Origin of the sequence: Paenibacillus sp. FSL M7-0420, assembly GCF_038002345.1 — a bacterium.
GTDB lineage: Bacteria > Bacillota > Bacilli > Paenibacillales > Paenibacillaceae > Paenibacillus_AQ.
Genome location: NZ_JBBOCJ010000001.1, coordinates 2886168 through 2912498 on the forward strand (window position 1 = coordinate 2886168; position 26331 = coordinate 2912498).

Annotated in this window: 29 protein-coding genes and 1 tRNA gene; 8 read left to right on the forward strand and 22 right to left on the reverse strand. The window is 41.8% G+C overall.

Annotated elements, in window-relative coordinates; translation table 11 throughout:
- Positions 1–165 precede the first annotated feature (165 nt).
- From MKX51_RS12060 to MKX51_RS12155, 20 genes are all read right to left on the reverse strand, one after another.
- Positions 166–1311 (reverse strand): Ig-like domain-containing protein, encoded by a 1146-nt coding sequence (locus MKX51_RS12060; RefSeq protein ID WP_340992527.1) that lies wholly within the window; start codon positions 1309–1311, stop codon positions 166–168.
- Positions 1312–1327: 16 nt separating this feature from the next.
- Entirely contained in the window at positions 1328–1675 is a 348-nt protein-coding gene (locus MKX51_RS12065; protein WP_340992528.1) for a hypothetical protein, read from the reverse strand.
- A 71-nt stretch (positions 1676–1746) separates the two neighbouring features.
- Positions 1747–2250, reverse strand: coding sequence for a hypothetical protein (locus MKX51_RS12070; RefSeq protein ID WP_340992529.1), 504 nt, complete (start codon positions 2248–2250; stop codon positions 1747–1749).
- The gene (locus MKX51_RS12075) at positions 2243–3031 is read right to left on the reverse strand and encodes a hypothetical protein (protein WP_340992530.1); all 789 of its coding nucleotides are present in this window, start codon (positions 3029–3031) and stop codon (positions 2243–2245) included. Before MKX51_RS12075 ends, MKX51_RS12070 begins: the two co-directional genes overlap by 8 nt.
- Before the next feature lie 149 nt (positions 3032–3180).
- Entirely contained in the window at positions 3181–3501 is a 321-nt protein-coding gene (locus MKX51_RS12080) for a hypothetical protein (RefSeq protein ID WP_340992531.1), read from the reverse strand.
- Between the two features lie 521 nt (positions 3502–4022).
- Positions 4023–5348 (reverse strand): phage portal protein, encoded by a 1326-nt coding sequence (locus MKX51_RS12085; protein ID WP_340992532.1) that lies wholly within the window; start codon positions 5346–5348, stop codon positions 4023–4025.
- Positions 5349–5366: 18 nt separating this feature from the next.
- Positions 5367–6947 carry a DNA packaging protein gene (locus MKX51_RS12090; RefSeq protein WP_340992533.1) on the reverse strand — a complete coding sequence of 527 codons (1581 nt, stop codon included), beginning with the start codon at positions 6945–6947 and terminating at the stop codon, positions 5367–5369.
- Positions 6948–7021: 74 nt separating this feature from the next.
- Complete coding sequence (locus MKX51_RS12095) at positions 7022–7429, reverse strand: phage holin family protein (RefSeq protein ID WP_340992534.1); 408 nt, start codon at positions 7427–7429, stop codon at positions 7022–7024.
- Between the two features lie 51 nt (positions 7430–7480).
- Positions 7481–7876, reverse strand: coding sequence for a hypothetical protein (locus MKX51_RS12100; RefSeq protein ID WP_340992535.1), 396 nt, complete (start codon positions 7874–7876; stop codon positions 7481–7483).
- Between the two features lie 3 nt (positions 7877–7879).
- Positions 7880–8020 carry a hypothetical protein gene (locus MKX51_RS12105; protein ID WP_340992536.1) on the reverse strand — a complete coding sequence of 47 codons (141 nt, stop codon included), beginning with the start codon at positions 8018–8020 and terminating at the stop codon, positions 7880–7882.
- Positions 8021–8172: 152 nt separating this feature from the next.
- Positions 8173–9501, reverse strand: coding sequence for a hypothetical protein (locus tag MKX51_RS12110; protein WP_340992537.1), 1329 nt, complete (start codon positions 9499–9501; stop codon positions 8173–8175).
- 270 nt (positions 9502–9771) lie between these two features.
- On the reverse strand, positions 9772–9999 hold the full coding sequence (locus MKX51_RS12115; protein ID WP_340992538.1) for a hypothetical protein: 228 nt from the start codon (positions 9997–9999) through the stop codon (positions 9772–9774).
- 70 nt (positions 10000–10069) lie between these two features.
- On the reverse strand, positions 10070–10882 hold the full coding sequence (locus tag MKX51_RS12120) for a hypothetical protein (RefSeq protein ID WP_340992539.1): 813 nt from the start codon (positions 10880–10882) through the stop codon (positions 10070–10072).
- Between the two features lie 119 nt (positions 10883–11001).
- Positions 11002–11187, reverse strand: coding sequence for an XRE family transcriptional regulator (locus MKX51_RS12125; RefSeq protein ID WP_340992540.1), 186 nt, complete (start codon positions 11185–11187; stop codon positions 11002–11004).
- 78 nt (positions 11188–11265) lie between these two features.
- Positions 11266–12156 (reverse strand): SU10 major capsid protein, encoded by an 891-nt coding sequence (locus MKX51_RS12130; RefSeq protein ID WP_340992541.1) that lies wholly within the window; start codon positions 12154–12156, stop codon positions 11266–11268.
- Positions 12157–12190: 34 nt separating this feature from the next.
- The gene (locus MKX51_RS12135; protein ID WP_340992542.1) at positions 12191–12616 is read right to left on the reverse strand and encodes a hypothetical protein; all 426 of its coding nucleotides are present in this window, start codon (positions 12614–12616) and stop codon (positions 12191–12193) included.
- Positions 12617–14768: 2152 nt separating this feature from the next.
- Positions 14769–14999 (reverse strand): hypothetical protein, encoded by a 231-nt coding sequence (locus MKX51_RS12140; protein ID WP_340992543.1) that lies wholly within the window; start codon positions 14997–14999, stop codon positions 14769–14771.
- A 120-nt stretch (positions 15000–15119) separates the two neighbouring features.
- Positions 15120–15365 (reverse strand): hypothetical protein, encoded by a 246-nt coding sequence (locus MKX51_RS12145; protein WP_340992544.1) that lies wholly within the window; start codon positions 15363–15365, stop codon positions 15120–15122.
- 121 nt (positions 15366–15486) lie between these two features.
- Positions 15487–16407 (reverse strand): tyrosine-type recombinase/integrase, encoded by a 921-nt coding sequence (locus MKX51_RS12150; RefSeq protein ID WP_340992545.1) that lies wholly within the window; start codon positions 16405–16407, stop codon positions 15487–15489.
- A 135-nt stretch (positions 16408–16542) separates the two neighbouring features.
- Positions 16543–16614: transfer RNA gene (locus tag MKX51_RS12155), tRNA-Val, on the reverse strand.
- Between the two features lie 405 nt (positions 16615–17019).
- On the opposite strand from MKX51_RS12155, the gene MKX51_RS12160 reads away from it, so the two are divergent.
- The gene (locus MKX51_RS12160) at positions 17020–17829 is read left to right on the forward strand and encodes a helix-turn-helix transcriptional regulator (RefSeq protein ID WP_340992546.1); all 810 of its coding nucleotides are present in this window, start codon (positions 17020–17022) and stop codon (positions 17827–17829) included.
- Positions 17830–17985: 156 nt separating this feature from the next.
- Positions 17986–18939 (forward strand): aldo/keto reductase, encoded by a 954-nt coding sequence (locus MKX51_RS12165; RefSeq protein WP_340992547.1) that lies wholly within the window; start codon positions 17986–17988, stop codon positions 18937–18939.
- A gap of 41 nt (positions 18940–18980) precedes the next feature.
- Here MKX51_RS12165 and metG read toward each other — a convergent pair whose 3' ends face one another.
- Positions 18981–20699, reverse strand: a complete 1719-nt coding sequence (metG, locus tag MKX51_RS12170; protein ID WP_340992548.1) for a methionine--tRNA ligase — start codon at positions 20697–20699, stop codon at positions 18981–18983.
- Between the two features lie 505 nt (positions 20700–21204).
- Here metG and MKX51_RS12175 point away from each other — a divergent pair.
- The 6 genes from MKX51_RS12175 (at position 21205) to MKX51_RS12200 (ending at position 24682) form a co-directional block, all read left to right on the forward strand.
- Entirely contained in the window at positions 21205–22281 is a 1077-nt protein-coding gene (locus tag MKX51_RS12175; RefSeq protein ID WP_340992549.1) for a site-2 protease family protein, read from the forward strand.
- A 70-nt stretch (positions 22282–22351) separates the two neighbouring features.
- Positions 22352–22567: a hypothetical protein gene (locus MKX51_RS12180; RefSeq protein WP_340992550.1), complete on the forward strand. Its 216-nt coding sequence runs from the start codon at positions 22352–22354 to the stop codon at positions 22565–22567.
- Positions 22568–22690: 123 nt separating this feature from the next.
- Positions 22691–23134, forward strand: a complete 444-nt coding sequence (locus MKX51_RS12185; protein ID WP_340992551.1) for a GNAT family N-acetyltransferase — start codon at positions 22691–22693, stop codon at positions 23132–23134.
- A 91-nt stretch (positions 23135–23225) separates the two neighbouring features.
- The gene (locus tag MKX51_RS12190) at positions 23226–23462 is read left to right on the forward strand and encodes a DUF3892 domain-containing protein (protein WP_036695032.1); all 237 of its coding nucleotides are present in this window, start codon (positions 23226–23228) and stop codon (positions 23460–23462) included.
- Positions 23463–23720: 258 nt separating this feature from the next.
- Complete coding sequence (locus MKX51_RS12195; protein WP_340941378.1) at positions 23721–24275, forward strand: copper amine oxidase; 555 nt, start codon at positions 23721–23723, stop codon at positions 24273–24275.
- 83 nt (positions 24276–24358) lie between these two features.
- A complete protein-coding gene (locus MKX51_RS12200) occupies positions 24359–24682 on the forward strand; it encodes a DUF1292 domain-containing protein (RefSeq protein WP_019911532.1) in 324 nt (107 codons plus the stop codon).
- 77 nt (positions 24683–24759) lie between these two features.
- On the opposite strand, the gene MKX51_RS12205 is transcribed toward MKX51_RS12200, so the two are convergent.
- Positions 24760–26235 carry an aminotransferase class I/II-fold pyridoxal phosphate-dependent enzyme gene (locus MKX51_RS12205; protein WP_036729506.1) on the reverse strand — a complete coding sequence of 492 codons (1476 nt, stop codon included), beginning with the start codon at positions 26233–26235 and terminating at the stop codon, positions 24760–24762.
- Between the last annotated feature and the right edge of the window lie 96 nt (positions 26236–26331).

Genomic DNA, 26331 nt, shown 5'->3' on the forward strand with positions numbered 1-26331 from the left:
CTGTCAAGATGAAATGGTAGGAAATGTGATTCGGCCTTACTCCGACAACGTTTATAATTAATCGACCATCAAATTTAAGAACTCGTTAGTGTTATTATATGGTGGTCTATTCTGAAAGTAAAGTGGTCTGTCCAAAAAAGGAAGATAGTGGTCTGAAATATCGGTCTACAACACTGATCTCAATTTAATCCGCTGCCATACGAATATTGACGGATCGCTATTAAGCGTACATTTCAACTGTACGTAGAACGTGTATTTTATTCCCTTCAATGTTATTGTCGATGCTGTAGTGGCTGTAATCTGTACATTCGCTGTATCATATGGACTAACCTGGTCATCAGCATACAACGCCCATGTGACAGGCTCTGATCCATCTGTGATTAATGTAGCACCATCATAGATATTGGCCGTTATAGTTTTTGACTGAGTTGCTTTTAATTCTGTGATTGGAGAGGTATTTGCAGTCAGTACAATTGACTTGGACACTGGAACATCTTCAACCGCTAGAATTACAGTATCTGTGATACGCCCATTTGTAGCATTGGCAATTGTAATAGTAACACTACCTACTGAATGACCTGTCACAAGCCCTGTAGCGTTCACTGTAGCGATTGCACTATTAGAGGATGTAAATGTTACAGGTGCATTGCTTGTGCTTGTATAGACTAACTGGAGTGTAGAGCCGAGAACAACAGAAGTTGGTTCTGTCGTAATATCAACTGGACACGCAAGGCCACCAGCAATTCCATTAGCAACGTCATCTGTACCGCTGTTAATCAGATCCTTTTCACATGACAAATTAGCAATTCCTTTTTGAGAAAATGTATCTATCCCAGTGATCTTAAACATCTGACCATCGACAAAGAATCTATTACCGATTTCTAGCCCCAAATCCTTATAATAATTGTTAGTAAAAACATTGATACTGCCATCCACTACACTTATTACCTTCCCCGATGTTACCCCTAAATCTCCAACAGTAATATAACAATCCACATGAATAAAACGACATGAGGAATTGACAATTATAGTTTGCGGCAATCTTCGGATGATCCCCTTGTATTTGTTGTAGCGCTCACTGTTTATTTCACTGATAAGCATGTATTTATTGCCTTCATAAACAACAATATCGCCACGATGGATAGGAGTAAGGGAAGTGATTTTCTTATCGTCATAATTTTGTTCAAGATTCGTGTTAGTAATGACTACTCGCGTAGGTGTAGCAGAACGATTTATATAGACATCCGTACCAATTTGACTCTGAATAAATTCAAAATCGGCTGTATCGTTGACACTGAATAAATCAAACATTGAATCACTCCTTTCATTAAGAATTGAATAACATAAAGGTTGAACTATTACTGGATGAATCATCTGTAACTGCCATCATGCGGATTTTTCGTTCAAGTTGGTCAATACGATTCTGGAGAGAATCAGCAAAATCAGTGATAGTGATATCATCGGATTTGTATGACTTCATCAACGCTGGATTATTAGCAATACTGTTCAGAACAGATAGCGCTGCTGAATAGATATTGCGTTTATCTGTATTAGAGGACGGAGAGTATTCCGCTTCAGGATCGGTAACTCCTTCTTCTGCAAGGTATACGGACAATTCAGCAGAGGATAAGGTGATTCCCTGTGTTTCAAGTTGAAGGCGTTCTGTAAATTTCATATTATTGCTCCTTTTGTATAGGGATTTTTGGGCATAGAAAAAGACATCGCTTGGATGTCTTGGTATACTTTTTATTCGAAATACTTATTTAAGTTATTTGTTAATTTGTCCTTAATTAACAAGATGTCTTCTTGGCTGATATGTGCTCCACCTTCGATTATGTATTCACCGTTTTCGTTTTTGTCTAATAGTGGTTCCTCGTATTTTGTTCCATCAACGATAACAGTAAATATACTTGCCAAATCCAAAAGCGAATTAAATTTGTTGTCATTATCCATAGAGAGTTGAGCACTGGTTTGTATAATATTCAGTGCTTCTAATAAATCATCGTCCATTTCTATTAGATTAGTATCTTTATCCCTATTGTTATATTTATTCACGATAGAAGTATAAACCTTACTAATTGCATCCTCAACAATTGTATCGTCAATAATAGATGCGTATTCTTGTTTCAGTTTTAGTTCTTTGGAAATATTAATCAAATCCTTATTCCTACTCCCTGAACATCCACTAATCCCTAAAATAACCATCAAACCGACAATGCACATTATAAATTTATTTGTCATCTTATTCACCCAATGATCCGCCTAACATTTCTTCTAATTCGGCTTGAATTTCTTCTTGTGTCATTTCATCAACGGGTTTATATTCCCCATCAAAATTATAATCTTCAGGGTTGTCACTAATTCCGTTTTCAGGAACATATTGACCATCGCTATTATAATCGTTGGGATTTGTCGATGGCGCTCTAGGATCAGTTACAAGTTCCTGCTCGGTAATTTTGTTGTATGTACTCGATGTTTCGCTAGACTCATTATTAATGACTTTAGCATCTGAATTAACTGCTACTTCCTTTGTAGTTAAAATAGTATTCCCCCAGGTAGGGTCAGAAATCACTATATTTCCTTCTAAATTCGCACCGTTTTCACCAATGAGTTCTTTTACATGGTAAGGTTGAACGTTGGCAGTTGGTGAAGTTACTTCTAATGAATATGCTCCCTTTTCTAGGCCATTGCCATTATCAGAAAAAGAACTACTTGTAAATGATCCATTAAGAACTATGGCTTTCTCTTGAGCAGAATAGTTATTCGAAGTATTCTTTAGAGTTAGCATTAACTCCATTCCACTTGGAAGGTTGGTTTTGCCACTAACAGTTACGGTATTTTCTGGGCTAATATCTGTTGAGATATCTAATTTAACATCAATTGTAGATGCTTTAGTACTCATATCGTTTGTTACCAAAACATTTTCAGACTCATTAGTTAATGTAACTTCTGATGTTTGATTTGAATTTGAACAGCCAGCCAGTAAACAAAACATTATTGATGAAATTAATATTATTCCACACTTATTCATTTGCCCATCCCCCAATATATTTTACCTAAATTCTACCATCAGGTGAGTTGATAGGTCTATAGAATTAGGAAATTATATGGATAGTGGTCTGAAAGTATGAGGGAGGACAAAATAAAAAGCACCCTGGGGAGAGTGCTTCGAATAATAAATCAACGGGAATTTAAATCTCTAAATAAATCGGCTTGTTTTTTTGCATTTTGCTGTTTAGTTTCCTCAATTTTTTTAACGGATTTAATCGTAGCCGCTAAAGAATCAAAAGAATCTAGCGAGTAAGATTGAAACGATATTATCAACCGTTTAAAATCCTCTTTTTCAGTAATAAACTGTTTGGTATACTCCAGTTTCGGATGGAAAGATTCAAGAAATACCTGACAGTCAGATAACCACGAAAAAATATCTGCGTTATTTTCTTCCTTTTTAACATTTTCTCTGGTTGCTTCAATACCTTCAACAAGATTATTAATGTCCATATTATTCACCTCCCATAATTATCAAAATTCGACAGGAGGGAACAATTCCCTTTTTTTATTTTTTATTCAATGTGTAAATCCATACGATGCAGGACTGTTTTCCAGTTTTGGGGTATCCAAACCAATTTTAAAGCCGATTCAGCACCGTGCCATATGCATAATAGTACAAATCAGAGTCCAAAATCATCAAATTGGATAAATATAGTCGATAAATAGACCACTAACTAGACCAGATAGCGGTTCGGATAGCATACAACTATACTTATGTGCTATCTAGGGCTGATTTCATCATATATCACTCATAAATGGTAAATAATAGTAAAATTTGATTAAAAATTGAGTGAAAATTTGAATGAAAAATTAGCCAAATGACACCATATATATAATAATAGTAGCCAGTAGCAATTTACGCACACCTATAATCAATATATAACGTGTGCGCGAATCACTATTGTTCCACGGGAAATGTTCCACGTTATATCTACTCTTTTATATATTCAATGCCATATCTTTGCTTACTATTAGTTAGTCACTGTTTTATTGTCATTGTCATTACTCGTATCATTATTTACACGCTCACCACTTAATCTAACTAATTCGCTGTTCACATCTGTCGTATACGGTGAATGTCCTAATACACTTTCTACACTAATAGCACTCATCTCTCTCAACTTACTGAGATTATCAATAATATCCTTTTCAGATTGTGGCATAGCATATTGGAATACGATATCCAATGTATCCCATTCTTCATCTTTGAATACAATCCCTTGCAACTCCAGTAAGCGTCTAACCTTGTTATAGCGCATCTTCATACTGTCTTTAATATACTTCTCACTGATCATGGCTTTAAGGTTACTGAGTGAGAACAGTAGTTTAATACTAACTTCACTCAGATTACTTATGTCTGTCTTACCCAATACGATACCAGGCGTTGAACTGATATCAAGTAAACTGGTCATAAGGTGCTTATACAATGTCTCAAACGCTTGATGATCAAATTGATTCTGAACAAATGCAAACTCTGAATCTGAATCTAACACCAGTCCAGCACCAATGATAGATGCAGGGAGTTTATCGCCTGTTAATTGCTGGCCTTTAATTACCGGAATACCTGTTATGTATTTGTAGAAAGCATCTACACTCCGACTAATAAGATCTTCCATACTGTCGAGGATGCTTTTGTAATCTTCCAAATCACTACGTCCATACACATCATCAATAGGATTATCATTGCGATATAGCACAGGCAATCCAGTTAAATTGTCAAATGTTCCACGACTTTGTAATGTTCCACCGCTGTTACTATACTTCTCAACACGATCAGGATAGTAGACGCTATAGAAAGTAACATTGTTAATCGTATAGGCTTCAACAAATGCGACATATTCATTATCTGCTGTCACAACTGGATAAGAATCCGCTACATCAATCAATTTACTTGTGATCTTGCCATCCTTAACATGAACATATTCATAAGCATTGCCGTAACGATTGACACTATGTACTAAATCAAAATCCAGTTTATCATAACCATTTTTATAAACAGTTTTAATTGCTTCTACAACCTTCTCATTTCCCGTTAGAGTGACTTTATTACCGATAAGATATGCAGTCCCAAACTCAAGTAATTTCTTGGCATATTGAAGCACAATGCGTCTAGGAACGAACTCTTTCCCGTTAAACATCTCACTTGGTCTAGTATTAATTAAATGTTTACCAGATATGTATTCTTTAATGTCGAGTATGTTCATGATCCTCATTTGGTTGTTGACTTCATCCACATACTCAACAAACCAAGTGTTACTATATCCGAAATCATTTATAAAGTCATTGATTGTACCCATCTGTACACGCTCCTTTTATTATACGTACCATTTTTTTGCTTGAATCGCCGCTACACTCAAAGCATGGCTAATCACGAGATCATCGTGTAAATTTTTTCCTTTAACATTGCCCATCTTGCCATCATTCTCAACAAAAATAATCATTTGCTGTAAGGTATCCCTGTCTTCAATAAGGATTAGTCCTTTTTCAAATGATTCTTTAAAGTCAGATATGAGAGTGGCCTTTGTCGCAGAAGTGGTTAGAAATCCTAATACTAATTTCTTGTTACCTTTTTTATCAAACGATCTATGTTTATATAGATTCATATATCCGTGGTCTTCACGTAGCCGTTGAATTACAGGCAAACCGTAACTGTTCTTTTCGACCGCTAAGAACGCATAATTATAGAATCTACCAATATCATTTAGGAATGCTGCAAACTCATATACGCTTATTTTATTACTAGCAAACGCTAGTACTTGAACTCCGTCAGCATCCATCAATGTTAAAGATGAACTATCACCGCCTGAACCACTTGAAACGTCACTGCCACCGTAATATTTAACATTACGCTTCGGCAAATGGTAGACACTCAAACCTTTGCCTATATATTGGAGTACAGTTTCGGGTAATTCGGTTTTAAGTTGATCCTTAGACATAGGAGGGAGGACGTTTTCTAGTCGTTCCAGCACCTTAGTTTGATCAAATACATTGCGTCCGCTTGTCTTAAACGATTCTTCGGGGAACGATGGGAATTCGGTCTGGAAATCTATCAGTTTCATTGTGGAGAGTTTCCATTGCCGCCACATCAATGCACGTAATGATCCACCACTGTCATGGATGCGTTTTTCTTCTTCCGTTAAATCCTTGGTACTCAAACGCTGGCCTTTATTTGATGCTTTAAACCATTCCTCTGCAATATCCCACTCGTACTTGAACTGATTTTTATATGCTGCTGATAACCAACCATAGAAGAATGCTTTATAATTGGTTTTACCTTTCCAACTCTTCATAAATAACTCATAGTAATGGTTGTTTGTGCCGTTCGAAGTGGATTCAATCACGATCTTACTGTCTGGATTCTTCGCCAATGCTTGTGTAACCGAAGTTAATAGTTTAGATTGATCAAGGTCATAGAAGGCAAACTCCGATAACAACACATATTGGAATGTACTACCCCGTCCGAGGTTAACATTTGGTGGGCTGACCTGAATTCGGCTACCATTCGACAACACTAATTCATCTCGATTATCACGAACTGTTTCAGGGAACTTGTATTTTGTTCTTGGCAAATTATCATTCATTAATTTTAAGCGTCCAAATAGTACGCTAACTTGCTTGCTATCTTGAGACACAATCATATAACTGGAGTTAGGGCGATTAATTGCATTCCAGATACAGTATGAAAGTGATATGGTAGAAAATCCGATTTGGCGGCTCTTGCTTATGATATTGTATCGGCCCATCTGTTTCACAAATTCCGCTTGTTCCTGATTGAAGACGAAGGGAATAAGGTTTCCCAAATTGTCTACGATTTTAACAAAGTTCTTCGAGAATAAAGTGAAATCTTCCATAACTAAATCAAATTTGCTTTTCTTATTCACAGTTTCAACAGCCATATATTTTCCTTTCCAGAACGCAAAAAAGGACTCAGCAAAATTACCAAGTCCTCTTCATACATTCTTATGTATTTTTATTCTTCTTTCTCTTTATTCTTCAGCACAAGGATAATATCTTTCACCTTCTGAGGTAGTGGGATACCCAATTTACCGCCATTTTCTGTGATCGAAGTAAACTCAATCAAACAAAATGCACCACTAACACCATCAGTCACAACACCATTGCCTTTGAGTACAGCAACTTCAATTAGATAAACGGCTCCGATCAAGAGAACAACATATATTTTCCTGATTAGCCCTAACGTTCCGATTCGACTATTTATGTTTTTTTGGTAAATACCGACCATAAATCCGGTTATAAAATCCAACATCATGAGTCCCAGGAGTACAGTGAATACTAATCCAAATCCTCCAACCATCCACGACACGATTCCTGTCACGGCTCCAATTGCCAATTTAACTACAATATCAACACGTTCCAATTTGACACCTCCTTTCAGATTATCAGAGGTGCATTTTGCGCTTCTGATTTTCTACATTTCCAAATCATCTTCTTCATCATCCTTGCCACTTGCCGAAAAGAAACGTTCCGCTTCCTTATTGTGCAGATTGATCTCTTTCATGAGTTTCAACATCATCTCAATATCTTTAGGATTAGGATCAGATTCAACTTTCTTTTTTAGATTCTCATATATAGTCAACAAGTCATTTGCCTGTTTAGCCGCTAACACAATTGAAACGATGTGTTTATACTCAGGACTTCGCTCCCAACGGTAATAGGTTCCCATGCCTTTCAAATCAACCTGTTTCAAGAATTCTTCCTCAGTCATATTCCGCTCATTTTGCATCCAGATATTGAATTTGTACTTTATGTATAGTTGCTTTTTGTATGGCAACTTCTTTAACACATCATAAATAGTCATAGCCATGTCTTAACCTCCCACGCAAATATGATAGATACCTTTGATAACATCACAGACAGTAAAAACAAATGTGCTAATCAAATAACCAGCACAAACGTAAACAACTACTTTGACCAATTTATTACCGATTTTCTTCATTACATTTTTCATTTAAATTATCTCCTTCGATTTCCTTATAATTGAATAACAAAAAGAAGGGTCAACTGCTCACCCTCCCAATCACCCTACCTATATAGTTGATGTTCAAATTCATACAATAACTCTTATGAATTTTTGCTTAGAATTGATATGCTGCAAACACATTAACGAATCTTGAATTTATCCTTAACTTCTGCTCGAATATCATTGACTACATCGATCGTTAGTAATTCATTCTTACAAACAATTTCAACATATTTATCTACTGTATAGTTCCAAATATCTACATTAACATACTTTTTATCCTCGGAAGTGGCTGCAAGATAAATCATTGGACCGTGTTCTTTGGTTGTTCCGCTTTTAATATAATAAACTTCAATATCCATATTGCCTTTCATAACATTGACATATTTACTTATGTTGTCTTTGTTTAAGACAATAATTTCTTCATCAATGATTATAGCGTGGTTCACAGTTTTCAAAAGTTCTTGTAGTTCTTCTTGTATTTTTTCCTCTTTCAACATTTCAATCTTTCTTTCCTTTACTTTCTCATATTGATCAATCCAAGAGTTGATGTCATTCATATCAAATGTTCTTGCCATAGAAGTAATAGCGTTTCTAGATTTCTTAGTAAACGCTGGTTCAATTCCCAACTCTTCGCAAGTCATCATAATATTAATATCATCTTCAACAAGAGCAGCATTAACAGTTTTACCTTGTTTATTTGTAGTCTTCTTTCCCCAATTACTATGATGAATTTTACGTTGTAAATATTCAAGTGTTACCTCACCATACATAGTCATAAACAATTCTGAATCAGTGGGGGTGTTGGTTGAAACTACATCCTCAGTAACCGTTGTATCAGGTTCAGTATCAACTTCAAATACACCACGAATAAAGTATGTGTTAGGTTTTTTACTATATTGACCGTTCTTGCCTTGGAAAACTTCTCCTTGAACATACTTGATTAACTTTTTCTCTTTCATAGTTGCAATAGTTCGTTCTGCTGTTTTAATATTACAATCAAATAGAGTTGCAATTTGCTCCATACTATGATTGAAACCCTTTGAATTGAAACGTTGTAATACACACATAAAATACAATTCATTTGGATCAGTAGTTCTATTATAAACATCGTTGTAGATTGATTCCGATTGAACATAATCAGTGAAAGAAATCAGTAACGTTCTATCATAGTTTGTTTTACCATTAACCGTTAATTCATCGTAGTTACTAATTGTAATTACACCTTTAGATTGTAAATTTGTAATTTGCTTTAGAGTATTAACCTTGTCATTGGTTGGTCTTTTCTTATCCTTGTAAACAGTTTGAACTTCAGATATTCTAGAAATAGTTGTTTCAGCCATATTCAAAAATGGATTCCATCTTGCTGCTAGAAGAGAATAGAAGTACCATTCTTTAGGTGTCAACTTAAACTCTCCATTTTCCATAAAACAATTATAAAATTTAATAAAACCCTTCTCGTAACTCATTAGACATTTCTCCTTGTTATAGATGCTTTTCATTTTTTCATGTTTTGACCTTGAACTTGATCTTTCCAATAGCGTAGCGAAAAACAAACAAACTTTCCTCTTTATGTTGGTAGGTTTTATGTTAATAGGTCTTATGTTGATATCGCCCCAGTAAACACTCATTGCAATGTATATTAACTGGGGCATAGGAATGCTCACTTCAATGTATATTTATCGGGGTATCGGTATACTCATTTTAATGTATATTATGTGGGGTGTCGGTGACGTTAATCACTCACTTACATGTATATTCGTTGGGGTAATGGTTTTCTTTGCAATAATATATTCATTAATGCACTCAAACAGATATTCGGATTTGGTAAATTGCCAAAACTGATCTTTTGTTTTTACATTAAGACCCGAACAATTCCACTCGATATTCTTATCAAATCTCAAAAACTTTCTCAATCCATTGTCATACACGTAGAAGAAACCTTTGTCGCTTACTTGATTTTCCATTATTATTATCTCCTTTGAGTTGAATAGTAGGAGAGGTAAGCGAATTTTCACGCTCACCTCACCAATTTAGTTAATCTACTTTATGTCCTGCTGCTGTATATTTGTATTCATTGCGACTGGTTAAAGCAAAACTGAATACATTGGGCTTTGAAATCCCAATAGAAGAATGTCTGCCACGATCATCAAACGCATAACTTTTTTTAAAGCACTCTTCTGACAGTTTCAGGTCAACGTCAAATAAGCCTTGCATGGCTGCAAGGTCAATTGTTGTTTCTAGAAGTCCGTTGTTGACAAGAATCTTGCCGTTTAGATTAAACTTGCGCTTAACATCATAATACGCCTGTGTAGACGTTTCATGCTCCAGCGTGTCTATTAGTTCATTTAATTCTAACTCTTTCATATAGCGGCTATGAGTGTCCCTAAAATCACTGTTGTAATGTCCCATGTAACTGGAATCAATGGCTAGGAGGATTAAACGGGCTTCTTTGCTCTTAGGAATGGGGATATTGTAATAGGATATGATTTGTAGGAGGGTAGAACCTGCATATTTAGTGAAATAGTTCCTGCGGTTGATACCATTGATTGCGTTAATGTTGGCTGATTCAGTATTCACTTTGTCATCTGGCATTATTTTAACTACATGATTATCCCATGTCATTCCTTGTTCAACGGCAATATCAACGCATACTGTAGGTTTATGTATATGTTCCGTGGAATAGATTGAATTGAAATCATAAAAGTATTTGACTTCATAGCCGAATAATTGATTTAGAATAGCGCAAGAGAAAAGGGAATCCAAATCATCAGACATACATAAATTAAATTTGCCTTGTTCTTGATTATTACACCATGCTGGAAATTGTGCTTTAAGTTCATTTTTCATAATTAGATGAAATGAAAATCATCTAACCCATACTTTTGATACTCCCTATCAAAATGACTGGTTTGAATTTACCTGCTACAGTACCCAATCGTTTCAACAAAAGGAGTTAAAATGTAAATTCATTCATTTTTTACACCTGCCTCAATAAAGTTTTTATATTGCTTAACCCTGTACTCTGACATTTCGCCTTTGTTATTCTCATATAAAGATATGAGAGTGCTGGAACATCCTATGTGTGCTGCAACGATATTTTGTTTAATTTGCTGCTGAATCCTTTTGATTTTCCACTCCATTCGATCATTCATTATAGTTATCTCCCTAAAATTTTTTATGAAAAAAGAGGGGGTCAGCCCAAAGTTGGAGACACCCCTCTTGAATATGTATTAGGCTTTCAGAGTATACTGGGCAACGGCTTTCTTGGAACCTACACGAAGAGTTGCTTCAGCAGTAACCAAACCACGGATACTATCTCCGGTTTTAGCAAGTGCTTCAAACTCAGGTTGACGCAAGTAGTCAAGGGCAAGAGCACCCGCATCAAAGATTGTCATCTTGTTAGCGGCTGCATGACGGGACAGAACAAAGTTAACCGAACCGTAATTGGTTCTCACAATGTCTACAATCAAACCGAAGACATTTTGCTGTGCAATGTAACTGTATTTATCTTTGTACAGAGCATCTACTTGTTCTTTCAGATCAGCGTTAACCAGTGCGAAGTATTGACCGGATTGATTACCTTGATCCCACAACTTTTTAACAGTTGCTTTGATTTCATCTTCAGTAATTACACCGCTTGCTGCACCTGTCAGAACGTTAGAAGTATGCGCCCACTTCTCGATACCGTCCATCTTACGGATAAATGGAGTCAGGGAACCATCGTTACGAGCGCCAGAAGTGATTGCTTTTTCCATTGCCACTTTTACTTCAAGCAGACGGTCAGCAACTTCACCGGAGAAGAGATTACCCTGACCAGTAACATTGATTGCATTTGCTGTTCCGCTAATGGAAGCCCCTTTCTGGAAGATTTGCAGAATGTTATTGAGTTCAGCACGACCTGATTCATAGAAAACAGGGGATTCATTGCCTTCAACAACACTGATATCATCAGTAGTATCAAGTGTTTTTTCTCTCCACGTTTGAACAGTACTATTCGCTTTGCCTACAAGACCTTTAGCCATCAATAGGGAAGTCAGAGGAGTGTCCTGGATACCGATTTTTGTAATTTCATTGACCAAACTAATTTTTTCGCCAGCAGTAAGATTCGAAGTTTTAAACATTAATAATCAACCTTTTCTAATTTTAGTTTTTGTTTTAGTTGAACAGTTTTGCTAATTTTGCGCCGATCATTTCAGTTACATTTCCACTAGCGGCTGCTTGATCATAGGCCGTTGTTTGTTTGTGAGTGTCAGGGACATAACCATTGTTGATTTTACGAGCGTCAAGAATCTTGGACAGTTGTGTAATCTTGGCTTTCAATTCATCAGCGTTGCTGACATTGAGGAATTCGGCAAAATCATCGAGTTTATTTGCTTTCAACTCAATGCCGATTTCCTTTTTAAACAATTCCTGTTCACGTTGTTCCAGTGCTTTCTCCGCATCTGTCTTATCAGCAGGTTTAAATTGCAGCAACTCATCACGTTCAGTGGTTAGCGGTGTAAGTACCTCAGTTTCCCAAGTTGTCTTCGTGTCTGCTAACATCTGGTCGATGTGTGCTTGTTGTTCTGGCGTAAATTCCATTCATATCATCCTCTCATTAATGTTTTGTCGATTCTCTCATGTAAATTTTTTTATACAAAAAAAGACGCACCAATTAAGGAGCATCTTTGAGAGAACAAGAAGGTAACGTTAAGTCCTTCATTCACATCACATCAAATGATATGCGGTCAATGAAGGAATTACTGTTTCTTTCATATATATAAAATTTATTGGAGTGCTAAAAATATCAGGTTTTATAAGGTTATTTCAGCGATTTCTAAACATACACGTTTATCTCCCCTTAAACACCATTAAGCAAACGTTGATTTCTAGGGCTATTAGTCAAATTAAGACTCCTTCATCGTGCAAGAGCGACTATAAAACGTTGATTTCTAGCCATAACGCTTTTCTCTGGAATGTCCACACATACCCCCTATCTATCCCTAATAGCAGTTTTAATATTTGTTCAAATAATTCAATACCCATATGACTAATTTGTATGTTCACGTTTTATAATCACTGTTTCTTCCCTATTAGTAGTTTTGCCATACAGCGAAAAAACCTATGCTGCATATGATGATTTTGGGGCTGAGTTTTTTCAAGAATATTGTATCCCCCTAAAACACATATCTAATTTTCAGGGAATATTGAATAAAGCCATATAAAACATGGTATATGGTGACTTAAACTAAATTTCGTTTTCGTCGTTTTGATTACCATACTGATAAATACCAAATAACAACTTCACACATCCATACTGATAAATAAGGTTCTATTTCCTAACACTATCTATCCCTTATTAGGTGTTTCAATAATTGGCTAAAAAGTCCAGTGTTTATAAGGGGATTTTGATGTTTTCTAAACATCTAGTTTTATAATCATGACCCCTATCATATGGGAACCTTTGACCCTATCAAATTAATCAATGATACCAAGGGTTTTTTGATGCTCAAAAAATAAAAGTGTGTCGTTTTTGATGAAAAATGGGCTAAATGCAACTTAATAAAACTGTTGTTTTACGAGGTCATAAAAACTTAAATGAGGATAGCGGGGGAGTGTCCACTGTTTAATGCAAACCCTTAAATATTATTTCTTTATATATCATATTAGGTGTTTTGAGATTTGCTCAATTTAGCAGCATAAACAGTAGAGTTTAAGCGTGTTTCTAAATAGTCTTAATTCGATTCCTAATTGATTAGGTTTCTTTCCATTTATAATAAATAGACTCGACCCATCAATGAGCCATATAAAACCTAGAGTTTTAAAGGGTTCTAAACATCGAGTTTTAAATTTCTAAATGTGGACATGAATTTTATCGCTATATTCTCCTTATTAGGGTTTTTAACTTTTGTCTGTTTTACCCTTATAATATGCGGAGTTTAAGGGGATTTCTAAACTATGACGGTACTTTTCAAGGGGGAATTATTTCCACTTGTTCTATCTTCACCAGTCAAGGGTGCATTTTGTAAAGTTGCAAATTTGCAATACCATGTCTCCCATACTGATAAATACCACGAACTGTCCACACATCCATACTGATAAATAAAGCCCTAACTGGTAAAATTAACATTTCAATTTACCTTCTTATCATATATATAAAAAATTTGAGTTGGTGAAATGGAGTAGGAAATACATAGATAAATTGGAGGTTTCTAAATGTCGGATTTTCGATTTCTATTTTTCTTCCTCAATAGTTTTTGGTGACTCAAATAATTTTAGTCACCAACTTTAACGCTGGTTCAAGGATGAACCTGCGACTCACCACTATATAAAAAAAATCCTCAACACAAATAACCCAGGAATCATATGGCTGATTTGACCGTTTTCATTTATGGACAGTTTAATGTTCCCTTAAAGACAATTATCTATATATGCTAATTATCTAAAAAATGCTGGTATATCAATGCTTTGCGATGTTGATATAAACTAGGGCGTGTTCTATTTTCCTAAATTGTCATGCTTCCCTTAAACACCATTTCATTTTTGTAACTTTTTGCAATTTACGTTGATTTTATTGACTCCCCAAAATTGGATAGTAAGAATAGAGGTGTGTTATACCGCGAAAAATCAACGTATAACGAAAAATTCCTAAAAAGTAACGCTTTTTTCAATCCTTACTATCCCTTATTAGGTGTTTTAGATTTAGGACGAAAAACCCTTGATATAACTGGAGAAATAGAAAAATCCTAAAGCGTTACAGAGCATAAAAACTCATTTTGCACGTCCAAAAAACACCTACATTTTCATTGCTGTTATCATCAATAATATACGGCTCGCCACCATCAGGAAGTGATGCATTAACAACTTTGCTTCGTTTAATCGGATACATCTTACCGACTGTAACAGCGTCATTTTGAGGATTACTCATGATCCGTACAAATTGTGCTTCATCTTCATTTTTAGTAAGGGTAACAGTTGCTTTCATTATTTGGACTCCTCCGTATAAAATAATATAAGATTTAGTTACGTAGGGTAGAAGGTGCTGCTAACACCCTCATACCCAATGATACGTTCTAAATCATGATGAATTTATAAGAAAATTGGACTAAGAATTGATTTCAGGGTAGTGATAAGAACCAATCTCTTCAGCAAGTTTAAAAATGGCAGTTGTACTTTTTTGATTACCTTTATAGCCATTGATCCAGCGTGTTACGAACTCTTGACGATCTTTCTGGGTGATAAGCAAAGATTTAAGTTTGTTGTAAACTGCACCAGCAGTTTTAGATGTTTCAGTCATACCCATAATGTACTCAATTGTAATTTCCTTGGCTGGCTTCATTGTAATTGTCATGTTAAATCTCTCCCTAAAGTTATTTGATTAATAAAGCATATTACTAAATAAAGTAAATTTACAGTCTTGATATACACAAATATATTTCGCCGTGTCGAATGATGTCGCTATTTTCAACTATTTATAAATCAATGGAGTTTAATGGATTGTATTTTTCATTTTGGGAAGCAAGTGCCACACCCCATAGCGCAAAATACCTAAGCGTCATGGAGACGTTGTTATGTCTTAGGATTTTCTGCACAGTTCCGATATCACAACCTGAAACAATCATGCGGTGGGCTGCGGTATGTCTGAATGTATGGGCTGACAATCTCACATTTTTGAAGTTCATGATTGCTTTAAGATGTTTGAATACCATTTTTAAAGCATTATCAGTAAGTTGCTTTCCGTCTCTGTCTGTAAAAACATACTCAGGGAGAGAAGAGAAATACTTTTCCGCAAACATCCGGTATTCAACAAATTCACGCTTTAATTTGTCCGTCATTGGAATGCTGCTGGCAACTTTCTTTTTGCCGTTAACAGTGATGATTTGATTTGTAAGATCAACATCTGACCATCTCAAATTTACGGTTTCGCCTAAACGACAGGCAGACCCAATAAGGAAGATGATTAGAAAGTAGTCACGATAGGAGTAGATGGATTTATCACGAAACTTCAACTTCTGATAGAACCGAAGCATCTGCTTGATTTGCTCATCTGTAAACACTTCGATTTTAACGTTCTCTTTTGCGAAAGTGATTCGTTTTGTAGGATTAGTTTTAGGGGTGAAGAGTTCCATTTCCGATTCAAAGTAATTAAAGAATATCTTGAGGATATGCAACTTGGTGTTGATAGTCGTGGGATTATTACCTTTTTCCTTTGCGGCAAGGAGATACTGCTTAACGAGGGATGCTGTACAGTCTTCAACATTAATAATTTCATTATTGATACAGTACTCATGAAACTTTCCCATTTCAGCCATATAAGCAGCGAGGGTACGATCAGATACATTACGATATTCGCGGTCAGATTTAAACTCAGATAATGCAAACTTCATCAACATGCGAAAAGCCACCACCTTTGAAGGATTTGTGTCCTTAAAGATGATGGCTTCTTCAGTTATAAACGTGTCACAGTGTGACCACTAATTATAGATAAGGGAAGAATATGCTTCAAACCCTTGCTACAATTGAATGTATAGGACGGATGGGGTTCGAACCCATGACCCCTACCCTGTCAAGATAGTGCTCTCCCGCTGAGCTACCGTCCTGCAACGAAATTTATAATAACACAGGACGTGAGGGAATGGCAAGAGATTTTTTAATACGCATAGATGATACCGTTAAGCACGACCCTGTCACACCGCCGCAGTGACAAAAACCCACGACACCCCATCCATAGTATATTACAATATTGGCGCTTGTCTGGAAGTTACTCCGCTATGCATCTATTCAGTCAGAAGTAGTGAACTGGCAGAGAGCTACGGGATGTTGTATTATGCAGATGTCAAAAGGTTCGGAAATTTGCCCCCGTACGAAATGGCGGAGCTTCGAAGCTTCAGCGAGCTGCCGCAGGCGGTGACATACCCTGGGATTTACCCCACGCTATATGCGAGAGTATGTGAACATGTGAAGTATCTGTGAATCAATTGTAATGCTGAAAGGAGGCCCAGCTCATGAGTTACGAGATTACGAGGTTTAGGCGTCTTGGCGACTACCTGAGATCACGGCGGGAACGTCTGCAGCCTGAAGCTGTAGGGATCAAGGAAACGAACAGTCAGCGCAGAACTCCAGGGCTGCGGCGGGAGGAGGTTGCAGTTCTGGCTGGTCTCAGCAGCACCTATTATACTTGGCTGGAGCAGGGCAGGGAGGTTACCGCCTCCAGAGAGGTCATGGAGAGTCTCAGTCAGGCGCTGCGGTTGTCGGCAGATGAGCACAAGCATCTGTTCGAGCTATGGAATCCGGGCTTGCCGGATACACTTGCTTCTATAGATACAGCCAGTCCGGAGCTGAATCCGCAGTGGCGGGATATTATCCGCCAATTGACTTATCCGTCTTTTATTACGAATGAGCGGTCTGAGGTACTGGCCTGGAATGATAGGGCGAGTGAAGTCCTTAGTGATTTCGGAAGTCTGCCTGCTTCAGAGCGCATTATGCTGCGTCTTCTGTTCCTGGACCTGGAGCTGCGCCGCCGGATGCTGAATTGGGAGGAGTTCGCGCTCTATTCAGTAGGGGTGTACAGAACCTATTATGACATGAACCTGCACGATCCCTGGTACAAGGAGATGGTCGATCAGCTCTTGGAGGACAGTGCGGATTTCGCTGAGATGTGGAAGCAGCACAATATACTGGGCAAAAAGGTTAACCGTGTGGTCATAGAGAGTCTGGGAACGAGCCGGCCTGTAGTCTACGATATCAATTCTATGGCGAATCTGGCAGATCACCCGGGTGTGCATATTTGTATCTATACCCCTGTCTTAACCTAGCAGAGGATCATCTGAAGGCGCATTTTTACAGGTCTGTTGCCGCTCCCTGGTAATGATCTTACTAGCATGAACGTACTGTGGCTGCTCCACGGCAGGACGGTTAGAATAAGGACATGTTCGTAAGATCTATTACAGGTACAAGAGGGAGGCAACCATATGCATACAAGAATACTCGGGAACGAAGGGCTGAGCGTATCTGCTCTGGGACTCGGAACGATGATGATGCCGGATAACGAAGAGTCGGTACGAACCATTCATGGCGCGCTTGACCAGGGAGTAACTCTGCTGGATACAGCGGATATCTATGGAGCCTTCGAGCAGCAGCGCTTCGGCGGGAATGAACGGCTTCTCGGGCGGGCGCTTAAGGGCCGGAGAGATCAGGCTGTGATTGCGACCAAATTCGGCATTACGCATACTCAGGGACCCAAGGGAGACCCGGCCTATATCAAAAAATCCGTAGACGCCAGCCTCTATCAACTTGGCACAGATTATATCGATCTGTACTATCAGCACCGTCCGGATCCGACCACCCCTATTGAGGAAACCGCCGGTACACTGGCTGACCTCGTCAAGGAAGGGAAGATCCGCTATATCGGCTTATCCGAGGCTTCGCCTGAACTGATCCGCCGGGCACATGCGGTGCATCCGTTGACCGCCCTGCAGACCGAGTATTCGCTCTGGAGCCGGGAGGTGGAGGATGAGATTCTGCCGCTGGTCAAGGAGCTGGGTATCGGCTTCGTTCCTTATAGCCCGCTGGGCCGCGGATTTCTGACTGGACAGATCAAGAGCTTCGAGGATCTGCCGGAGGATGATTACCGCCGCCATTACCCGCGGTTCCAGGGAGAGAACTTCGCCCGGAACCTGGAGGTCGTCTCGCTGATCGGGCAGATGGCAGCCGAGAAAGGCTACGCCCCGGCACAGCTTGCGCTGGCCTGGCTCCTTGCGCAAGGGGAGCAGATCGTGCCGATTCCCGGCACCAAGCGGCTGGAGCGGGTGCAAGAGAACCTCGGAGCGCTTGAGGTTACACTGACGGCTGAGGATCTCGCCCGGATTGAGCGGATATCCCCGCAAGGTATTGCAGCCGGAGCACGTTACCCCGGCCAGAACTAAGTCATCACACAGAGCGGACAGCCGCTGTGTATTCATCAATATTAAGACCCCGGAGCGTTCTTGCCTTCGCCGCTTGCTTTCGTAAGCGGTATGAGAGGCGGGACGCTTTTGTCTTTCATCCGCTCTATTTCCTCCTCTATGCGCTCTACATCTATCCGCTCAAACAGTAATTCAAGCTCCAATATAGGCTGCTCTGCAAGGACGGATACCGGATGCCATACAGGCTGTTCTATGGACAGGAAGCCCCTGATCTTCTCGCAGGAGAAGGGGAGGAACGGGTTCAGCAGGTTAGACAGATTGGCAATAATCTGAACACAGGTATACAGCGTGTTAGCCCCGGCCGCAGGATCATGCTTGATCTGGAGCCACGGCTGCTGCTCGTCGAAATATTTGTTGGCCTGGCGGATATGCAAGAAGATGAATTCCAGGGCTTCCTTGAAATGTCCGGCTTGGGTCAGCCTGCCTGTCTCCTTATACAGCTGCTCCAGACTGCTAACCCATGCTTCGTCCAAGACTCCTTCTGGTACTCTGCCACTCCAGAACTTATTTACGAATACGAGGCTGCGGTTAACGAAATTGCCGAACGCGCCCAGCAGCTCGCTGTTATGGCTGTAGATGAACTCTCTCCAGGAGAAGTCGGCATCCCGCTTCTCGGGACCGTTCGCAGTCAGGAAATAACGGACCGAGTCAGGGTCATACCGGCTGAGAATATCCGGCACCCAGACCGCCCAATTGCGGCTGGTGGAGAATTTCTGCCCTTCCAGGGTCAGATACTCCGAAGAGAAGATCCGGTCCGGCAGATGCAGCTCCTCAGCTCCCAGCAGGATAGCGGGCCAGATCAGGCTGTGAAAAGGAATATTGTCCTTCCCGTGCACATAGTAAGCAGTTATAGGCGGCTGTCCATGGTTATCCTGCCCGGATGGTACGGACCAGAACTCCTCCCAACGGCCTCCGGTCTCCTCTGCCCACTGCTTGCTGGCAGACAGATAGCCGCTAACGGCTTCGATCCAGACATAGATTTTTTTGTCTGCGAAGCCGTCAACAGGAACATCCACACCCCAGTCCAGATCCCGTGTTGCCGCGCGGTCCTGCAGGCCTTCCTGCAGATATCTGCGGGTTAGACGGACGGCATTGTCTCTCCAGCCCTGCGCGGAATCAGCATATTCTGTGAGTGCTTGCTGGAAGCTGGACAGCGACAGATAGTAATGCTGAGTAGAGCGCAGCACAGGCGTAGAGCCGCAGAGGGCGCATGTGCGCTCCAGCAGATCCACCGGATCAAGAATCGTTGAACAGTAATCGCACTGGTCTCCCCGGGCCTGCTGCCCGCATACCGGGCAGAGGCCATGGACATAACGGTCCGGCAAGAAGCGCTGGTCCAGCTCACAATAGCACTGGAGACCGGGTTTCTGGTACAGATACCCGTGATCCAGCAGCTTAAGGAACAGTTCCTGCACCGTTTTGGAGTGATGTGCCTGATCGGTCCGGGTATAGAGGTCATAAGTGAAGCCCAAGGCGCGGAAGCAATCGGCGAACTCCTCATGATACCGGCTGGCGAATTCACCCGGGGTTACACCCTCCTGCGCCGCTTGTACAGCAACGGGGGTGCCGTGACAGTCACTGCCGGATACATAGAGTACAGCGTCACCTTTGGCACGGTGGTAGCGGGCCAGAATATCTCCCGGAAGAATACTGGCGAGTCTGCCCAGATGCAGGGAGCCGTTGGCATAAGGCCAAGCCCCTCCAATAAAAATGTTAGTCATCTTGTTATCCTCCTCAAGTATTGTGGAACGCAAAAAAGGCACTCATCCCCCAAAAGGGACGAGAGCCTGTGCTCACGTGTTACCACCCAAATTCATCAATGCCTTACGGCATCCACCTCTTCAGGTACGTCCGCAGATGAAAGCGGGTATACCCTAGCATGGTAACGGATGCGGGTTCCGGCGCAGCCTACGACCCGTTCATGCCAGGGTTCGGTGCGCAGCTCTGAGACCATATTCCCGAGGGTTTTCTTTGCTCCTTTTCACCGGCCGGAGCTCTCTGTGGAAGAATTGCCAGGGTACTCTTTCTCTTCGCAGCTATTGTGGTTATCCTAATTACTGGATATCATATACGCAGGCCGGGAGATTTGTCAACATCATAAGTCTATTTGCAATCCACTGCACTCCTGTGCGACAGTAGAGAGTAAGGGCTAACGGGAAGCAGAGGAGTGCCTGGTCCGTGGGCTGGAAGACAAGCGACATAGTGATTAAAAGGAGATTGAGACTATTGCAGGAAAACAAACAGGAGAAAAAAAGCTCGGGGGCATGGGGGTGGCTGGGCAGCGGGGCAGTACTGCTACTCCTTAAGGGAAAGGCTATTATCTCTCTGCTTAAGCTGGGGAAAATCGCAGGTCCGCTGATCTCCATGATGGTATCCATCTGGGCTTATGCCCTGATCTCGCCATGGCAATTCGCGGTGGGCTTCGTTGCCTTAATGTTCGTTCATGAGATCGGCCATGTGATCGCTGCCAAGCGGATTGGGCTGCCGGTGAGCGCGCCGCTGTTCATTCCTTTTATGGGCGCCCTGATTACGATGAAGCGGCAGCCGCTGGATGCCAGACAGGAAGCTTATGTAGCTTTTGGCGGTCCTATACTCGGGAGTATTGGTGCGGTTGTAGTATTCGGAGCGGCTTATTATTATCATAGTCCTTTGTTATACTCGCTGGCATACGTCGGGTTCTTGCTTAACTTGATTAACCTGCTGCCGATCCATCCGCTGGATGGGGGGCGAATTGCCACGGCGGTAACACGCTGGTTATGGCTGGTAGGGCTCGTTGGCGGCCTGGCTGTAATTATTTATCTGAAATCCATCCTGTTCTCCATCATCTGGGTAATGTTCGCTTATGATATGTATAAGAAGTACATCAGCCGGCGGACGAAGAATCAGATGCATACGGTGCTCAAAAGCTTCCTGATCCCCATCGGGGATCTGCAGGAGCAAGGATATCTGATCCCCGGCCCCGAGCATAAGCGGGAGCTGCCGTTCACCACCTACAGTGATTTGAACCGCCAGCAGTTTGTCGGCGTACGCTGGGATAACCTGGATTACTATGGAACGACGACCATGCCGGTGCAGTCGCTGATTGGAAAAGTCAAAGTCGTGCAGCTCGATCAGCTGTATGTGGATGCCAGCCTGCAGATGAAGATGACCTGTGAGATCAGCTTCACGGTATATGACAATGATAAGTACTATGAAGTACCGGCTGCTACCCGCTGGAGATATGGGGCCGCGTATTTTGCCCTTGCCGGAGTTCTTGGGGGTATGATGTATCTTGTCCATGTAGTTGGCAATGTAAATCTGTAAAGCTTCGTTTATGAACCTCCCGATTCGTCAAAGCTGTAAAGAGCCGAGAAGGATGAGGAGGTTAACAACAATGCGGTTGGCAAGAGGATGTCTCTTATGGATTGGAGCATGTCTCCTTCTGGGAATCGCCGGATGTACGGCAGGCAAGGAAATTCCTGAATATACGGATGTTCACAACATGACCGGACTGGACGGGAGTCTGAATTCACGGGATAGCCTGACCTCGCCGGTTCTGCGGGATGTGTATGACCGCTCGATTCCCGAGGAGGTCTATGAGACTCCGTAAATAAGGTGGTCGGAGGTTCCCTGTCCAAGGGCCTTGCCCTGAAGCTCTCAGGCTCTATACAGGATATTAATAATTCTGTATAATGCTCCATATTGATTGGAGCTATAGAGAGGAGCCAGGGAGATGGCAGTGGAAATCGTACATGTTACTACAGAGGAGCAGCTTCAAATGGCGCTGGAGATCCGCAAGAAGGTGTTTGTGGAAGAACAGAAGGTGCCGGTAGAAGAGGAGATCGATGAATATGATGCCATCAGTGAGCATGTGCATCATTTCCTGCTCATGGAGGGCGGGCAGCCGGCTGCAACCGGCCGGCTGATCTATTATAAAGCGGACACTGTCAAGATGCAGCGGATTGCCGTTCAGGAGGCCTTCCGCGCTAAGGGATGCGGACGTATCCTGCTGCTGGCTATGGAAGAGCGGGCGCGTGAGCTGGGTCTGCAGGCTTCCATTCTGGATGCCCAGTGTCAAGCAGAACCATTTTATAGCAAGCTCGGCTATGAAGTAATCTCCAAGGAGCCCTTCTATGATGCAGGGATTCTGCATGTAAGAATGAGTAAAGCCCTGTAATCTGCCGGGTACATACTCTTCCGCTGCGATGGACAAGCTAGAATCGGGCCAGGATAGCTGGCTAACTCTAGTGCGAAGGAGACGATCCTAAGTGATGAATCAAGAACGGGAACGCTTTATTGCCGCCAAACGTAACGGTGACGGGGACTTGACCGGGTTCCAGACCTCCTCCGGACGCGTGCTGGATTATCAGCAGGCACTTCAGGAGGTTCAGTCCGGCAGCATCGCAGGGGTCAATGTATTTAAGGGCAAAGACGGCGAAATGTATATCCGCGGCGATGCAGATGGAGATCCTACGAACAATCTGGATCAGCTTCCGCAATTTTAGCCGGGCATAGATAACAGGGGGAACGGCCGGACAGGCGTCTTACAGGCGCTGAAGTCCGGCCGTTTCTATGTGTTAAGGGGGACTCCGGCTTCTCTGAAAATACTTCGTTTAGGGTCTGCTGTACATGCCGAAACCGGTTGCTGAAGGGCTTGTTTTTCTTTTCTTCTGCAAAAAGAAATAAATCCCTGAATTCTGCGCAACTTGTCGAAGTCTTAGCAGTATACATTAACAGCATGAATTATTTGGAGGGGCTTTACAATGAGATGGAGAAAAATTGCTCTGTGCACGGTTGTGTTTTTCATGATGGGAAGCTCCTATTTGTTCGCGGACGCTGTGAACCAGAAGATCAAAGTATGGAGCAATGGAAAGGAAATAGCCGATGGCGGCTATTTGATTGACGGCAAGACCTACATTCCCGCCAGGGAGGCCGGGGGTGTCGTCAACTGGGACGGCTCGGGCAGAGTGACGATCCTCAAGCCGAATGTTCATATCGTCCTGTTCAAAGGCGACACGGTATTCGGCAATGTCAACACAGGCAAGCTGAAGATGAAGATTCTGACGCAGGTGGACAGCCTGAAGGACAGCATCGCTGCCGTGAAGGTGGCAATCACCGATCCTGCCGGGAATGTGAAGGATATTCTCGAGGATGCCGTCGGCTCCAAGAATGAGGATTTCTGGTTCTCCACACCGGAGTTTACCTATGATTTCAAGGAACCGGGCAAATATAGCGTAGGCTTCTTCATGAAGGCGTCGAAGAACGGAGATTACGTTCTTGTGTCCGAGAAGGTAGTTACGGCTTCATCCAAAAATTAAGTCCCTCCTGCAAATTGACCTGTCCTTATCTTACGTGTTACGATACCAAATGTAGGATAATTCAATTAAAGTGAGGTATTACAATGAGCGATCACAAACATGAGCATGGCCATGAACATGGTGAAGCATGCGGTTGCGGACATGATCACGACCATGAGCACGAGGAGTTTGTGCTGACCTTGACGAACGAGCAGGGCGAAGATGTAGAAATGGTACTGGTAGAAACGTTCGACGTAGGCGAGAAGTTGTACGCCCTGCTGCTTGAGCGCGAGAATCCGGAAGCAGACGGAATCATCCTTCGTATGGAAGAAGAAGACGAGGAAATGGTTCTGTACAACATTGAAGATGAAGCTGAATGGAAAGCTGTTGAAGAAGCTTATAACGAGCTGCTTGCCCAGCAAGAATAGATTTCAGGCATTCATGCAAAACCCCGATACTCTATACGTATCGGGGTTTTGCATGTCGCACTGCTATAGGACAAGCCTTAGGAGATCGGCTCCGCTTCGACAATGACTTTTATATTGGTAATGCTGCGGTCCTCGGGTCCCTTGACAGGCAATCCGATTTCTACATGGTCAATGATATAGTCGATATTATCCTGGGTAATAACTTCTCCAGGGAGAAGAATAGGAATTCCCGGCGGATAGACGTAGATGAATTCTGCAATAATGTAGCCGGCAGACTCCCGGAAGGGAATCAGCTGCGTATCCGCATAGAAGGCATCTCTCGGGATTAGGGCCAGCTGCGGAATATTCGGCACCTGTACCTTAAGCTCATAGATCTCACCCTTGCTGTAATGGATCGCTGAGAGCACCTGCAGCGCCGCAAGCAGCTTATCTACAGATTCCTTAGTATCTCCAGGGGTAATCAGGCAAAGAATATTATACATGTCGCTGAGTTCAACTTCGATGTTATACTTCTGCCGGAGCCAGTTCTCGGTCTCGTAACCGGTAATACCCAGATGCCTTACATGAATGTTCAGCTTCGTCGGATCATGATTGAAGGTGGCTTCAGTTCCGAGAATTTCTTTGCCGAAGCTGTACAGCCCCTCGATCTCGTTGATCGAATTGCGGGCATAATTGGACAAGGCGATGGTTCTCGCCGCCATCTCATGGCCGTTCAGGGCAAGGTTGCGTCTGGAGGTATCCAGAGAGGCAAGCAGAATATATGAGGTTGAAGTGGTGGTCAGCATGCTGAGAATGGTCTGTACCCGCTGTGGGTTGACAAGACCCGTCTTGGCATTGAGGTTCAGTACCGAGCTCTGCGTCATGGAGCCGCCCAGCTTATGCACACTGGTTGCTGCCATATCTGCACCGGCCTGCATGGCCGATACCGGTAAGTCCTCATGAAAATGAATCAGTACTCCATGTGCCTCGTCCACAAGTACGGGAACCCCGTAACTGTGGGCCAGGTCGACAATCGAACGGAGGTCGGCGCATACGCCGAAATACGTCGGATTGATAACGAGGACACCCTTGGCATCCGGATGGCGCCTTAAAGCCCGTTCCAGCGAGCTGGTGGTTATGCCGTGGTCTATCCCAAGATTCTCATCCTGTACAGGAGAGACGAAAATAGGCTTGGCTCCGGAGAAAATAATGGCCGACATTACCGATTTGTGAATATTGCGCGGCACAATAATTTTGTCTCCTTCTGAGCAGACAGAGAGGATCATAGTCATGATGGCATTGCTCGTGCCTTGTACACTGAAATACGTGTAATCGGCGCCGAAAGCCTCAGCAGCCAGCTTCTGAGCTTCAAGAATAACCCCGGTGGGCTGATGAAGATCATCAAGCGGTGCAATATTGATCAAATCTATGGATAGAGCGTTATCGCCGATAAACTCACGGAATTCGGCATCGGTCCCTAGCCCCTTCTTATGTCCCGGAATATGGAATTGAACTGGATTTCCGGCGGCATGCTTTTTGAGAGCAGTGAAGAGGGGAGTAGCTTGTTGATTCATTTAATGCTGTCACAACCTTTCGCGAAGAGTGGTTTTTTGATTTCGCTGAAGCAAAAGGCGTCCCCGGAGGGACAGAATACCTATTTCTACTTGAGC

What these genes read in the sequence shown, in the direction of transcription:
- MKX51_RS12060 (WP_340992527.1), bottom strand. Translation starts at nt 1,311, where the DNA reads ATGTTTGATTTATTCAGTGTCAACGATACAGCCGATTTTGAATTTATT.
- MKX51_RS12065 (WP_340992528.1), bottom strand. Translation starts at nt 1,675, where the DNA reads ATGAAATTTACAGAACGCCTTCAACTTGAAACACAGGGAATCACCTTA.
- MKX51_RS12075 (WP_340992530.1), bottom strand. Translation starts at nt 3,031, where the DNA reads ATGAATAAGTGTGGAATAATATTAATTTCATCAATAATGTTTTGTTTA.
- MKX51_RS12080 (WP_340992531.1), bottom strand. Translation starts at nt 3,501, where the DNA reads ATGGACATTAATAATCTTGTTGAAGGTATTGAAGCAACCAGAGAAAAT.
- MKX51_RS12085 (WP_340992532.1), bottom strand. Translation starts at nt 5,348, where the DNA reads ATGGGTACAATCAATGACTTTATAAATGATTTCGGATATAGTAACACT.
- MKX51_RS12090 (WP_340992533.1), bottom strand. Translation starts at nt 6,947, where the DNA reads ATGGCTGTTGAAACTGTGAATAAGAAAAGCAAATTTGATTTAGTTATG.
- MKX51_RS12100 (WP_340992535.1), bottom strand. Translation starts at nt 7,876, where the DNA reads ATGGCTATGACTATTTATGATGTGTTAAAGAAGTTGCCATACAAAAAG.
- MKX51_RS12105 (WP_340992536.1), bottom strand. Translation starts at nt 8,020, where the DNA reads ATGAAAAATGTAATGAAGAAAATCGGTAATAAATTGGTCAAAGTAGTT.
- MKX51_RS12110 (WP_340992537.1), bottom strand. Translation starts at nt 9,501, where the DNA reads ATGAGTTACGAGAAGGGTTTTATTAAATTTTATAATTGTTTTATGGAA.
- MKX51_RS12115 (WP_340992538.1), bottom strand. Translation starts at nt 9,999, where the DNA reads ATGGAAAATCAAGTAAGCGACAAAGGTTTCTTCTACGTGTATGACAAT.
- MKX51_RS12120 (WP_340992539.1), bottom strand. Translation starts at nt 10,882, where the DNA reads ATGAAAAATGAACTTAAAGCACAATTTCCAGCATGGTGTAATAATCAA.
- MKX51_RS12125 (WP_340992540.1), bottom strand. Translation starts at nt 11,187, where the DNA reads ATGAATGATCGAATGGAGTGGAAAATCAAAAGGATTCAGCAGCAAATT.
- MKX51_RS12130 (WP_340992541.1), bottom strand. Translation starts at nt 12,156, where the DNA reads ATGTTTAAAACTTCGAATCTTACTGCTGGCGAAAAAATTAGTTTGGTC.
- MKX51_RS12135 (WP_340992542.1), bottom strand. Translation starts at nt 12,616, where the DNA reads ATGGAATTTACGCCAGAACAACAAGCACACATCGACCAGATGTTAGCA.
- MKX51_RS12140 (WP_340992543.1), bottom strand. Translation starts at nt 14,999, where the DNA reads ATGAAAGCAACTGTTACCCTTACTAAAAATGAAGATGAAGCACAATTT.
- MKX51_RS12145 (WP_340992544.1), bottom strand. Translation starts at nt 15,365, where the DNA reads ATGACAATTACAATGAAGCCAGCCAAGGAAATTACAATTGAGTACATT.
- MKX51_RS12150 (WP_340992545.1), bottom strand. Translation starts at nt 16,407, where the DNA reads ATGTTGATGAAGTTTGCATTATCTGAGTTTAAATCTGACCGCGAATAT.
- MKX51_RS12160 (WP_340992546.1), top strand. Translation starts at nt 17,020, where the DNA reads ATGAGTTACGAGATTACGAGGTTTAGGCGTCTTGGCGACTACCTGAGA.
- MKX51_RS12165 (WP_340992547.1), top strand. Translation starts at nt 17,986, where the DNA reads ATGCATACAAGAATACTCGGGAACGAAGGGCTGAGCGTATCTGCTCTG.
- metG (WP_340992548.1), bottom strand. Translation starts at nt 20,699, where the DNA reads ATGACTAACATTTTTATTGGAGGGGCTTGGCCTTATGCCAACGGCTCC.
- MKX51_RS12180 (WP_340992550.1), top strand. Translation starts at nt 22,352, where the DNA reads ATGCGGTTGGCAAGAGGATGTCTCTTATGGATTGGAGCATGTCTCCTT.
- MKX51_RS12185 (WP_340992551.1), top strand. Translation starts at nt 22,691, where the DNA reads ATGGCAGTGGAAATCGTACATGTTACTACAGAGGAGCAGCTTCAAATG.
- MKX51_RS12195 (WP_340941378.1), top strand. Translation starts at nt 23,721, where the DNA reads ATGAGATGGAGAAAAATTGCTCTGTGCACGGTTGTGTTTTTCATGATG.
- MKX51_RS12200 (WP_019911532.1), top strand. Translation starts at nt 24,359, where the DNA reads ATGAGCGATCACAAACATGAGCATGGCCATGAACATGGTGAAGCATGC.
- MKX51_RS12205 (WP_036729506.1), bottom strand. Translation starts at nt 26,235, where the DNA reads ATGAATCAACAAGCTACTCCCCTCTTCACTGCTCTCAAAAAGCATGCC.